Genomic DNA, 13,101 nt, shown 5'->3' with positions numbered 1-13,101 from the left:
TAGTAGGATGGAAACACCAAAAATACAATTAGGATACCTGGAGAGTATCTCACAAGTTTTAGCATTAAAGCTAGAAAATTTAGCTACAGAACGTTATGCTATTTGGCAGCTATTCAAACAGGCAGATGAGGAGACTTTCTATCAATTAGCTCCTCATCTTTTTGTGACAACGAGTCAGGAAGATCCAATAGTTGTTAGTGAACTAGATGCAACTCCTGAAGGATATCTTTTATTTAAGGAATTAGTAGAGGAGGAAAGAGTATGCCTTTAACAAAAGCACAGGCAAAATCGCTGGATATTTTAGAAGTAGCTCGTAGCCTTGGAATGGAGATGAAGCGAAAGTCACATCGAGAGTATTATTGGGCTGAGCATGACTCGTTTAAGATTGATACTGTGAAGAATACCTGGCATTGGTATTCACAAGCCGATAAGTATGGGGACACCATCAACCTTGTCCAAGAAATGCGAAATGTCAGCTATAAGGAAGCCATGGTATTCTTAGAGACAGGTTCCTTTCCTGAAGCAAAACCAGTAGAGGAAGAACGTCAACCTTTCAATTATACACTAGCCCCTTACGAACAACGATTTGTGGAGGCGAGATCCTATCTCAAGGAGATTAGAGGTCTCTCTGATGATACAATCGACTTCTTCCTGGAAAAGGGAGTATTAGCCCAAGCTAAACGTAAGGATAAAGATGGTGTTATAGAAGATGTCTTGGTTTTTAAATACTTGGACAGAAATCAGCAACTGGTAGGTGCGAGCCTCCAGGGACTTGTTCCTGATCAAGAACGTCATCCTGGCAAAGGATACTTGAAACAAATCATGTATCAATCAGAATCTATTAGTGGCTTAAACGTTTCTATAGGCTCTCCTAAGCGTTTAATTGTGACAGAGGCACCAATTGACCTTATGAGCTATTATGAGCTTCATAAGGGCGAATTAAACGATGTTCGACTAGTTGCGATGGAAGGATTAAAAGAGGGAATTCTGTCTCACTATGTTCTTGAAATTCTGCAGGAGCGAGGGGAACTCACGATGGATGAAAGGGATTATACCAAGTCTAGTGAACTAACACGTACCTCTAACTTTTTATCTGTTGCAGCGGAAACATCCACACTTTTCCAAGATCACAAATACGATGATCTCATCACGCTGGCAGTTGATCGTGATAAAGCAGGTACAGACTTTATTACCAAACTACGGGAGAAAAAAATCCCAGTTATCGATGCAAGACCACCACAACGTGAAGGCCAGGAGAAGACAGACTGGAATGAGATCCTGAAGCAGGAAAAACAACTGGAGAAAGACGCACCAGACAACAGTCGTCTTGCCCAGGCACGTCGAAAATTGGAAAGACTAAGGGGTGAACAAGACGAGGCTATTTCAAGAGCTTATTCCCACCAAGCACAAACAAATGGGCAACCCATGAATGATAAGCGAGGCGGTGCTAGCTTTATGCGTAAGCAAGAACAAATAGAAGGTCAAGTCTTCTCAAAGATGGATGAGATTAGGAAACAAGAAGAGCGAGTAGAGCACCTGGAGCACCAACAACATTTGAAAGAAATGGGGTTGAATCGTCAGGGAAGTGGTCTGGAGATGAGTGTTCAAAATATACCTAGAATCCGTGAAGAGTTAGAAAAAGCTAAGCGTGGGGAGTCGTTCTTTACCAAAGCTACTCTCAAACGCTATCAAGAAGAGTTGACTAGACTTGAGGCTATATCTGAACAAATGGGTAAAACGAGCATTCAGCCAGCAACTCAAGCCTTAATTGATGAGGGCTTAGTGAATCAGTGGCAAAAACAACCAAATACGTATTTTGTAAAAGGCTTACGAAGAGTTGCTCTGGAGATGACTGAGGAAGGAAAGTTTCAATTATCTTCACAAACCAAGTATCATCCGAAAACAGATGAGGAAAGACTGAAGGTGGATGAATTACTTGCCAAACAAAGGCAAGAAAATGTAGGATTAACGCCCTCGAATCAGGAAAAATCAATCTCACCACAACCAGAGCCTATTGAAAAAAATCAAGACGAAGCAGGGTGGTTAGAAAAAAATTGGGACAATCTCACATTTTCGATAGAAAATAAAAAAACAGTCGTCATTGATCCGACTAGTATAGATAAGACGGTTGAAGAAAAACAAACTCCAGATAATCAAGAATCTATAGAGCTAGTTTGGGAATTGCATAGTAAATGGGAAGACGAATTAGCAGAAAAAATTCGGGAAGATTTAGGCATTAACTATGAACTACAGGCATGGCAATTTGAAAAAGAAATGTCACGATTTATAACGACTGATTTAGACAAGTTATTCGCAAAACGTACTAGATTGGAAAGGGATGCTTATTTTGCGGATAGTACGACGTCTATCAGAAAAGAAATTGATCGTTTAGATGCACAAATACTGGAGTACATAGAAAAAGCCCCTGAACAAAGTCAGGAGCGCTTGATTGATAGGACCAGTGGTGGCACGGGGTCTTTACAGCTCGAAGCTGAAGGCAGTCCCACACCTGTACTTGAAACAAGCACCTTTGAGCAAACTGTTACCAGTCACCCGACATCATCCTATCCGTACCTTCATTTTAGCACAAATTATGATAAAGTGCAACGGCGAGTGGGGAATTATCACCCAATCACACCTGCCGATTTAAGACGTTTGAACCAATATGCGCCCTCCATTCAAAGTACAGCGTCCTGGTATTTAAGTGAAATGGCTGACAGTAAGATCAGCTTTGTTTATGCGGATCATGGAGAGGAGAATGTGCTTCAGGTGACTTTTCAAAAGGATAACTTTATCCATCTTTCAGGGATTAGACCTTTTGAAGAGGGAAAGGGAGCGGCAAATTTCCTAGATGATATTGCAAATGGTCAGGGGCATTATGACGGTATGTTGATTAGTAATGCAATTAAGGATAAATTGCAGGTTCTTCCTATGTTGCGTGATATTTTAGATCCACATTCTTTTGTTTTAGATGATTTGAGCAGTGTTGAAAAGCTTCACAATCTCAATATGAGTGAAGCTATTAAAGCAAAAGATGAAGATTTCTTACTACTTTTTAAAGATATCGGAGATGAAAAAATTCCAGCCTCTCTTATGAAACTCAAGGGAGAGCTTGCAACTAATGTTAAATCGTTGGATGAAAAGATCATTCTTGGTGTTTATAGAGAGCGAGGTGGTCACATCGAGCAACTTTCAATCAATGAGGAGTATGTTAAAGACAAAGGCGCAGAAATGCTATCAGTCTTGAAGAATAAGCAGTTTGAAGAAGTTTCTAAAGAAATTGAACAATCAACTCCTGAGAACACACTGAATAGCCCCCTACTTGATGCGGTTATGTTTACTCAAGTCTTAGATACTGTCTATAATTTAGGTGTGCCAGGTGACATCTCAAAAACTCCAGAAGAATTTCATCAAGCCTGGAATCAGTATCTTGACTATGCGAAGCAGCATAATGATAAATTTGATCAGATTGTTGCTGCAGCGGGTGAAGATCATCTCCTAGATACAAATTCAGATTTTTATAAAGAATGGGAACAAGATCATATCTATAAGGAGAACTACCATGTACGCCTTCAAATGGCTGAGGAGCGCCCAGATGGGCCTAAATTGCCCTTTAAAGAAACAGAGCTGATTTCGTATCAAGAATTTGCTAGAGAGCTATACAAGGCCAACCAGAGCTTCTATCAGTTACATCAGGAAGGGCTAAAACAAGTGACTAGTGGTCACCCAGAAGGCTACATCTCTCCAACTAAGATTCAGTTTAGTATCTACGCTCCTGATGGTGAACTGATCCAGGATAGCATTCGTTACAATATCGGTGAGGAGATTAACCCAATAGCTCATAAAGAAAGACTTGGAACACGAGAAATGAGGGAGCACCCAGAATTGATGAAGATAGATGGGACAATATTCACTCAGTATCATCTGGAGAGATTGGCGAGTGAGTTAGATATTTCTCAGTTCAGTTACGCCTTAGAAGATACTCCTTACGCAGATCAACTTCTATCCCAACTCCCATTTGGAGATTTGGAAAATAGTCCAATTGGATTTACAGATAGTAGTCATGATGGTCGCCTTGGATTTATCTCTTTTGATGGAATGGATAGTGTTGAGGTCGAAAATCTATCTGCTTGGTTTGAGAAGTTGGGAGTCAAAGACTCACCTATGGAACAATTGGCCCTTATTGAAAAATGGCAAAAAGAAATCAAAGGTTTATCAGAAAAAGTTGAACAAACGATCTCCACAGTCCGAGAAGAATTTGAGAAATCACAAGAGGAAGAAATCAAACTAGAAGAACAAGGCTACAACAAGCAGGAGTTGGAACATGATGCGGATGCTGATGGTGTTTCTGATGAGGAGGAGTTGCTTCAGGGAACGAATCCGTATGATTTTAGATCGAAACCAGGTTCTAAACCAGAGGGCGAGGAGAGTCTACAAGCGGATGAAATTGTTTTAGCAGCTGGCAGTCTTGCAGTCGCAGATTTTATTCAAAATAAAGATATGGCAGGATTAAGTCGTCATCTTAAAGAAGGGATTAAGGAGTTTCTGGATTCAGATAAGTACAAAGACTATCTAACGAAAATGAGCCAACTAAATAATTATTCTAATCGCAACTTGCGCTTAATTCTTGCACAAAATCCTGAAGCAAGGCAAGTAGCTTCTTTCAAACAGTGGAAAGAAAACTTTGGTCGCTATGTGAAAAAAGGTGAGAAGGCTTTACGTATTTTTAAACCTATGACGAAGATCAAAAAGGATGAGAATAACCAACCAATATTGGATAAAAATGGGAAACCAGAAACAGTTACATTCTTTGGTTTGGTACCAGTTTTTGATGTTAGTCAGACAGAAGGAAAGGAGATGCCAAAAGCTGCAGAAGTGAAAGAACAGCTGACTGATTTGGACTATGCAAATCTTTACCGTGCTCTGATGGCCATTGCAAAAGAAAATGATGTATCGGTTCGATTTGAAGAGATGGAAAATAATAAACATGGATATTATTCTGTTCCAGAAAATCAAATTGTTTTACGTAGTAATGAGATGAACAAGGCTCAAATTATTAAAACTTTCTTACATGAAATGGCTCATGCAGAGTTGCATCATGCAGATAATCCTCAAAAGGAAAATCTAACTAGAAGCACCGCTGAACTCCAGGCTGAAAGTGTCGCTTATGTCGTTTCTTCATACTATGGTATTGATACGTCTGAGTATTCCTTTAACTATCTATCTGGGTGGTCTGCCGATAAGGAGACACTTGCTGATTTAGAAGCACAGTTGGATATTGTCCAACAAGAAGCTAAAAGTTTAATGGTTCGGATGGATCAAGCATTGGAACAATTAAGATTGAGTCAGGAGAAACAAACGAAGCGCAGTTTTGAACAAAAACTGGAGAAGTTTAAAGAACAGGGCAAGCAAGCTGTTGAGGAACACAAGCAGGAGTTGAAAGCAGATGCACAATCAAAAAAAGAGAAGGGTTTCTCGAAATGACCGAACGGGACACCCCAAATAAACCCAAGGTCAAATTAAAAACAAATCATCATCAAGGAGGACAACACTCATGACCAATGAACAAGAAGAACAACTAATCATCATCCTTTCAGACTTTATTCCAATCATGGATGGAGACAGAGTTCAAGGAGTATCGCCAAACGCTAAAGACTTGACTCGCCAAAAAGTTCTGGAGCAACTAGAGGAAGAACAGTCTCAACTACCTGAAGGAGATCCTGCTCTTTTGGAGTGGGAAGAAGAAAATATTGAGCTACTCAAGATGGTCACAGATGAAGAATTTCAAGCTGTACTCACTGAAAAAATCTTACTGACAGAAATACAAATTGGGCAGTCTATTTTCCAGCCTCTAACTACTCAACAACTTTCTGTCCTAGCTGAAAAGTTACAAGGTCAGAAAGAAAAAAGTGTAGAAAATAGTGATAAGCAATCATCTATTTTCAAAAACATCTTCAGTTGGTTGCGATAAATTGTTAGAGGTTGTACTCCAAAAGATATAGGAAAGGGGCTTGGGGATTTCCCCAAAACTGAGAAAATCAAGAAGGAAAACTACAAGGTTCTCCTTCTCTGATTTTTTTAAATTTCGCAAATGGATATCCATTTGCTACGCTTGCCACAAGGAAGTCAGGGGCTGATGCCTGTTCAGAAAATGTCAGAGACTTTGAGAGAAAGAGGATAAAAAAATAATGCAGAAACGAGAAAATAGAAAACGCTATATACAAAAATTGATACGACTAACACCAGAGGAAGATCGTCAAATTAAAACGGCGATGGCCCAAATGGGAGTTCCATCTTTTCAATACTATGCGAAGAATCAACTGGTACAAGGGAAGGTGGTTCAAATTGATTTTTCCGAATTGAAAGACCTTCGAGTTGCTATCAATCGAGTGGGTACGAACATCAACCAAATTGCTAAACATGCTAATGAAAATCAAGGGGTTACGCCAGAGGAAGTGGCACAAGTCATTGACTATCTATCTGAGTTGAAAGAGATGGTGGCTGTCAAACTTTCTAGTGCGGAGAAGAAAAGTTTACAGGAACGAAAAGTGAAAACAATAAGGACGTATGACGAATGGTAGTAATCAAAACACCCAAACAAATTAAAACTCCTTCCAATTTAAAAATAGCTGTACGCTATATTCTGAATGAAGCGAAAACTCTTGTATCAGAAACTGCAGAAAGTGATCTTGATTTTCCTCTTGTCTATCATAATGGTGAGCTTCAAATGAAGCTAGTATCTGGAAATGGGATCTCTGATTTTAGTGTAGCAGATGAAGAAATGGTCATGACAAAATTAGCTGCAGCCTTTAAAAAAGGAGATGATGACTTGAAAGAATTATCTTCAGGAAAACAAGTATTGGCTCATCACATTATCCAGTCTTTTTCTCCAGATGATAACTTGACTCCTGAGCAGGTTCATGAAATTGGCCGTCAAACGATGTTAGAATTGACAGGTGGAAATTATGAGTTTGTGATTGCAACCCACACGGATAAAGATCATCTTCATAACCATATCATACTTAATACCACCAATACTTCAACGCTCAAGAAATTTCGCTGGGAAAAGAAAACCTTGAAAAATTTGAGGGCAATATCGGACAAGCATGCAGCACGGTATGGCGCTAAAATTATTGAGCCTACAATGAAAAATTCTTATACAAAGTATTCTGCTTGGCGGAGGCAAAATAATTATCGGTTTGAAATTAAGGAGCGTCTGGATTTCCTTCTGAAGCACTCTTTGTCGCTAGAAGATTTCAAACAAAAGGCAGCTGCGCTTAATCTTCAGATTGATTTCTCTGGTAAATTTGTGAAGTATAAATTGCTCGATCAGCCCCAACAAAGAAATGTCCGAGATGATACATTATCGAAGAAAGGACTCTATTCTCTTGAAAAAATAAAAGAGAGAATTTCTAAGAATCAGTTAGTTTTTGATGTGGAGGAATTGAAAGAACAATATCAAGAATCAAAAGAAAAAACGGCAAATGATTTTGAATTGAAATTGGAAGTGGAATCCTGGCAGGTCGAGCAAGAAAGCAAGCAAGGCATTTACGTGCAGATGGATATGGGAGCTTTAAATAGTGGTACAATTTTAATACCTTCTCATAAAGTTGATAAAAATGAGGATGGAAATTATACCATCTATATCAAAGAGAAAGACTATTTTTATTTTCTCAATCCTGATCAATCTCAAAAAAATAGATACATGATGGGCTTGACTGTCGCAAGGCAATTGGCCAAACAAAATGGAGAAACACTTGTAACTAAAAACGCTCAAATTTCCTCTATGCGTGAACTGATTAAGGAATATAATTTCTTAGTCGAGCACGGCGTAACAGATGGAACACAATTTCAACATTTGGAGGAGCGATTTAATGAAAAGATTGAGGCTACCCAGGAGGAATTAAGACAGCTAGATGAGCGACTTGGACGTTATCATAAAATTGAAGGAGCGCTTTTAGCCATCCAGCAATCTCCAGAAAACAGTCTTGCAGCGGTACAACTATTGGATGATTTAGGAGTTCCAAAAGATATGGGACTGGAAGATGTCAGTCAACTGATTAAACAATTCCAAATTGAAAAAGGAGCCTTACAAGAGTTCTTTGACGATACTCTAAAACATTACACAGATTATAGAGATATTAAGGAGCACGTGCGTAGTCGTGAAGAGAAAGTTGACCGAAGATTTGAGGATGAAAAAGTCTTGTAGAAGTTTCTGCTGTTTTCAATCTAGTCATGATTTCAGTACAGAGATAACAGTTCTCTTTACATTTGGAGAGATAACCTTTTCTAGGAATTGCTGACGAAAGGGAAGGAGAAACTTCATTGCGAAAATAATTATAAATATAATTATAAACATATTGACAAATATAATTATAGTGGTATAATAGAAGTATAGAAAAACAGGAGGAAGACGATGGATATTTTTGACGTTTATGGTTTTCAAAACCAAGTTGAGAATGTTGCCAAAGAGGAGAATCTTAAGGAATCCTTGAAATTATTAGGGATTGTTTATTTTGATGGTAGCCTAGAGAAAGGTAATGAGAACAGAATCGTTTTTGAATTTTCAAAAAATCGCACAATGGCAATCGAGGTTCGACTTATGGAAAAGAAAATACGATTTTGGGGCTGGATAGGAGATCGTCAAAAAGGGGACTATTTTTGGAAATATGTCTTTGAAAATTATGAAGAACTATGGCATAGAATTTTAAGTTTACTTATTGCAGAATATTTCTCACCTACTGAATATATTTCTTGTGAGATTGTATCTACTGTTAACACTAACCCGTTATATCATTGGATAGAATGTCCCGAAGACACCGAAGCCACCGAAGACGATACGCTCTATGCCGGTAGGTTAATGTTATTTGGATTTATTCCGCTATGGAAAGTAAAACATACTAAAAATGAGTGGAAAAAAATGACTTTGATTGAAAGCTCGAAAAATAAGATTGTTGAGTATCAGTTTCAGGAGGATATCAAATGAAGATTATCACATTTGCCGCTATCAAAGGTGGCGTTGGGAAAACAACTTTAACTTTTAATTATGGGGAATGGTTGGCTAAGAAAGGGCATAAGATTCTCTTTATAGACTTAGACCATCAGTGTAATTTGACTCAGTGCTATAATATTTACGAAAGTAAGAATACGATTGCTAATGCTTTTAAAGGTGGAGATGTGGATATTAAGCAAGTCAAGGAAAATATCAGTCTAATTCCAGGTTCAGTTCAGCTTGACACGGTGGAACGAGATCTGGAGAACAGCGATAAGAAAAATATGCTACTTTATCTTTGGCTAGAGGATAACTACGAAAAGAAAAAGTTGGAGCAGTTTGACTATATCTTGATTGATTGTAGACCAGACTTTGCGACAGCTACTAAAAATGCTGTTGCGGTCAGTCACGCTATTATTAGTCCCTTGACTCCTTCAGAGTTTGGTTATAATGCCAAATTCAATCTATCAACTCGGTTAGAAGCATTCAGAAAGGATGTAATTGACTATCGTACAAGGGAATCATACATTACTGCTGAGCTATATTTCCTAGCAAATATGATCCGACCGAACTATGGATCATCAAGAGAGTTACTGGAAGCTTTGGGACTGGAAGCTAAAGAGAAGGGAACAGATAACCTTCTAGGCATCGTACCAGCAAAAGAGTTATTCAATCATTCCACGATTGATAAGATCTCTATTGCAGATATGAGGGAGAATCCTGAACTTTATCAAAAACACAAAAAGTTTTTCACTGAGCTGGAGCAGACTTTTTCAAAAATTTATGATACAATATAATTATATTTATAAACACAAATACAATTATAAATATAATTAGAAGGAGATTGTCATGGCATTCACACCAAAAGAAAAAGAGATTTCACAGATTATCGAAGCAACCCATCAACCTGAGCAGGTTTCAGATGTAGCCAATTTTGAAAGTTTTGAACGCAAAAAGCAATTTCAGTTTACTTTAAAACCAAGCAATAGGAAAAAATTGGATAAAATTGCTAAAGCAGCTGGAGCAAAGTCTGCATCAGATTATCTTGATAAACTAATCGAAAGTTTATCGTTATAAATATAATTATATTTATAATTAAACAACCTTCCCAATAAGGGAAGGCTTTTATTTTTGAAAGAGTCTTGTAGAAAGTTTGTGATGTTTTCAATCTAGTCATGATTTCAGTACAATAGAGAGTATGTTTAGATTTGATGAAAAAGAATTTGTCGCAGAACTAGATCGCAAACGTGAGCAGCAATTCCTGAAGCGAGTAAGAGATTATGACGAGCAGATTGCTCCCTCCATGAGACTGAGGGGATATAAGCGGATAGATAGTACAGAGAGGACAGTTGTTTTTACATTTGGAGAGGTGACCTTCTCTAGGAATCGCTGGCGAAAGGGAAAGAAAAGTTGTTATCCCGTAGATGAGTGGCTAGGTCTAGAAAAGTATATGCGTTATTCTCCTGAGTTGATTTTTCACATGGCAAAACACGCTTCTGTTTTATCCTACCGTGAAGTTTGTCGAACAGTTAAGATGGCTTATCGCCTGGAGATAACAAAGGACGCTGTTTTGAAGTCTGTAAAAATGGCAGGCAGACTCTTTTCAGATAGGGAACGCTATCGGCTTTTTAGAGGTGATGAGCAACCGAAAAAAATCCAGGCAGATAAAATCTACCTGGAGGGAGATGGTGTGCTCGTCAAGACAACATCAAGCAATGATGAACGACACAATACAGACTTAGCCCATTTCCTGATTCATACTGGAGCAAAGAAGGTTGGTAATAATCGGTATGTACTAGAGAATAAGCATGAGATTATCCATACAAGCCATGAAGAAGCAAAGGAAGAATTGATAGACTATCTCTATAATCATTTTGAAATCACTGATCGAACTCTTCTTATCACTAACTCGGACAATGGTAAAGGATATTCTCGCAGAGTATTTCAAGAAATTAAGAAGGTCCTACGGATTAAACGTCATGAGCATTTCTGGGATGCCTATCATGTCAATGAAGAACTTAAACGATTCCTGAAGCCGTACCCGTCTACACTACTTGATCTTGCTTTTAAGGCCATCAAAAATCATCAGAAGAGCCTGCTTCAGACCGTACTAGATACAGTTGAATCTCTCATAGAAAGCCAGGAAGCTCTTGATAATTTTTACAATTTTCGTAAGAAATTATTAAGAAATTTCTGTGACACTAGGCCACCTAAACTTAGAGGATTGTCCTCACGTGGTATCGGGGTAATGGAGAGTCAGCACCGAAAGGTCACTTACCGCATGAAACATCGAGGGATGTATTGGTCCATCGAAGGGGCTTGTACTATGGCCAGAATGATACTCCTTGAACGAAATGATCAGCTATACAATCTATTTTTTGGATCTTGGAGACAAGAGTATGAAGAATTTAGGGATACGGGACTAGGTGCAGGATTTCGTATTAACCATAGGCCACATAAAGCTGTTATCAGAAAAAGAGGGCATAAATAATACAAATAGGCAGACAAAAGCCTCTAAAAAAAGATTTTTTAGAGGTGTTTTTGTCATGTTTTTATACAAAATAGTTGCTTTTTTGCCTAATGTGTGTTACAATAATATAGTAAAGAAAAACGAAAAAGGTGTAGAAGCAGCAACTTCTACACCACCGATTAAGACAAACCAACACTTTGCTTAATCAGTCAAACAATATTGTAGCATAAATAGTGCAATATAGTCAAGGGCTGGGGTAAAGTGAGAAACTTTTTCCAGTTTTTTTGTCTGAAAAATCTCGCTTTCTTATTGAGTTATAAGGATATTTAATTATTCCCAAAAATTTAGACACAAACTCAGACTCATTTTTGGTTTACACTAGCTAGGAAATCTGCTATAATACTAGCTAGGAAAGAAAGTCTTATGGCGTTCTTCAAGCGAGCTTGGGATAGTGGGAGCCAAGTAGGACAAGGTAAGAAACTGGCGCTTTCTGTCGTATTTTAAAAAACAATGAAGTAATAAATTAGGGTGGAACCGCGTTTCTGACGCCCCTAGGTCACAGACTTAGGAGTAAAGACACGGTTCTTTTTGTATCCAAAGTCACAAGAATTTATAAAAAGGAGTAAATAATGTCTAAAAAATTGACTTTCCAGGAAATCATCCTTACTTTGCAACAATTTTGGAATGACCAAGGTTGTATGCTTATGCAGGCCTATGACAATGAAAAAGGTGCGGGAACCATGAGTCCCTACACTTTCCTTCGTGCAATCGGGCCTGAGCCATGGAATGCGGCTTATGTAGAGCCATCACGTCGTCCTGCTGACGGTCGTTATGGTGAAAACCCGAACCGTCTTTACCAACACCACCAATTCCAAGTGGTCATGAAGCCTTCTCCATCAAATATCCAAGAGCTTTACCTTGAGTCATTGGAAAAATTGGGAATCAATCCTTTGGAACACGATATCCGTTTCGTTGAGGACAACTGGGAAAATCCTTCAACTGGTTCAGCTGGTCTTGGATGGGAAGTTTGGCTTGATGGGATGGAAATCACTCAGTTCACGTATTTCCAACAAGTTGGTGGATTGGCAACTGGCCCTGTGACTGCGGAAGTTACCTATGGTTTGGAACGTTTGGCTTCTTACATTCAAGAAGTGGACTCTGTCTATGATATCGAGTGGGCCGATGGCGTAAAATATGGAGAAATCTTCATCCAGCCTGAGTACGAGCACTCAAAATATTCATTTGAAATTTCGGATCAAGAAATGTTGCTTGAAAACTTTGATAAGTTTGAAAAGGAAGCTGGTCGTGCCTTGGAAGAGGGCTTGGTTCATCCTGCCTATGACTATGTTCTCAAATGTTCACACACTTTTAACCTGCTTGACGCGCGTGGTGCCGTATCTGTAACCGAGCGTGCGGGCTATATCGCTCGTATCCGTAACTTGGCCCGTGTCGTAGCTAAAACCTTTGTTGCGGAACGCAAACGCCTAGGCTACCCACTTTTGGATGAGGCGACACGAGCTAAACTCTTAGCAGAAGACGCAGAATAAAGAGAGTGACAAATTACGAAAATGGGCGAACGGAGTGAGCCCTGATCCAGTTGCCGCAGTGATGAAGGTATCCTTAGTGAAGCTAAGGATAC

General features: G+C 38.8%; 11 protein-coding genes. All 11 read left to right on the top strand.

The features are described from left to right. The first annotated feature begins 7 nt into the window (after positions 1-7). The 11 genes from HMPREF9189_RS07795 (at position 8) to glyQ (ending at position 13,009) form a co-directional block, all read left to right on the top strand. Positions 8-271 carry a hypothetical protein gene (locus tag HMPREF9189_RS07795; RefSeq protein WP_000449745.1) on the top strand — a complete coding sequence of 88 codons (264 nt, stop codon included), beginning with the start codon at positions 8-10 and terminating at the stop codon, positions 269-271. Next, positions 262-5,484, top strand: coding sequence for a PBECR4 domain-containing protein (locus tag HMPREF9189_RS07790; RefSeq protein ID WP_001131585.1), 5,223 nt, complete (start codon positions 262-264; stop codon positions 5,482-5,484). Before HMPREF9189_RS07795 ends, HMPREF9189_RS07790 begins: the two co-directional genes overlap by 10 nt. Before the next feature lie 70 nt (positions 5,485-5,554). Further along, positions 5,555-5,971: a hypothetical protein gene (locus tag HMPREF9189_RS07785; protein ID WP_000180614.1), complete on the top strand. Its 417-nt coding sequence runs from the start codon at positions 5,555-5,557 to the stop codon at positions 5,969-5,971. A gap of 217 nt (positions 5,972-6,188) precedes the next feature. Beyond that, positions 6,189-6,581, top strand: a complete 393-nt coding sequence (gene mobC, locus HMPREF9189_RS07780; RefSeq protein ID WP_001171916.1) for a plasmid mobilization relaxosome protein MobC — start codon at positions 6,189-6,191, stop codon at positions 6,579-6,581. Continuing rightward, positions 6,575-8,209, top strand: coding sequence for a relaxase/mobilization nuclease domain-containing protein (locus HMPREF9189_RS07775; protein ID WP_000260302.1), 1,635 nt, complete (start codon positions 6,575-6,577; stop codon positions 8,207-8,209). The genes mobC and HMPREF9189_RS07775 overlap by 7 nt, the downstream gene beginning before the upstream one ends. A gap of 207 nt (positions 8,210-8,416) precedes the next feature. Beyond that, a complete protein-coding gene (locus tag HMPREF9189_RS11880) occupies positions 8,417-8,986 on the top strand; it encodes a hypothetical protein (protein ID WP_000350753.1) in 570 nt (189 codons plus the stop codon). After that, positions 8,983-9,789, top strand: a complete 807-nt coding sequence (locus HMPREF9189_RS07770) for a ParA family protein (protein ID WP_000692239.1) — start codon at positions 8,983-8,985, stop codon at positions 9,787-9,789. Before HMPREF9189_RS11880 ends, HMPREF9189_RS07770 begins: the two co-directional genes overlap by 4 nt. 52 nt (positions 9,790-9,841) lie before the next feature. Then, complete coding sequence (locus tag HMPREF9189_RS07765) at positions 9,842-10,069, top strand: hypothetical protein (RefSeq protein WP_000896113.1); 228 nt, start codon at positions 9,842-9,844, stop codon at positions 10,067-10,069. Between the two features lie 121 nt (positions 10,070-10,190). Continuing rightward, the gene (locus tag HMPREF9189_RS07760; protein WP_000488180.1) at positions 10,191-11,483 is read left to right on the top strand and encodes an ISLre2 family transposase; all 1,293 of its coding nucleotides are present in this window, start codon (positions 10,191-10,193) and stop codon (positions 11,481-11,483) included. Between the two features lie 55 nt (positions 11,484-11,538). Further along, positions 11,539-11,667 (top strand): hypothetical protein, encoded by a 129-nt coding sequence (locus HMPREF9189_RS12075; RefSeq protein ID WP_002882021.1) that lies wholly within the window; start codon positions 11,539-11,541, stop codon positions 11,665-11,667. 424 nt (positions 11,668-12,091) lie between these two features. Then, positions 12,092-13,009 (top strand): glycine--tRNA ligase subunit alpha, encoded by a 918-nt coding sequence (gene glyQ / locus HMPREF9189_RS07755; RefSeq protein WP_000038733.1) that lies wholly within the window; start codon positions 12,092-12,094, stop codon positions 13,007-13,009. Positions 13,010-13,101: the final 92 nt, after the last annotated feature.

Source organism: Streptococcus sp. oral taxon 071 str. 73H25AP, from assembly GCF_000146755.1.
GTDB classification, from domain to species: domain Bacteria; phylum Bacillota; class Bacilli; order Lactobacillales; family Streptococcaceae; genus Streptococcus; species Streptococcus oralis_T.
The sequence above is the reverse complement of the archived record's forward strand: the minus strand, read 5'-3'. Positions and strand labels throughout refer to the sequence as shown.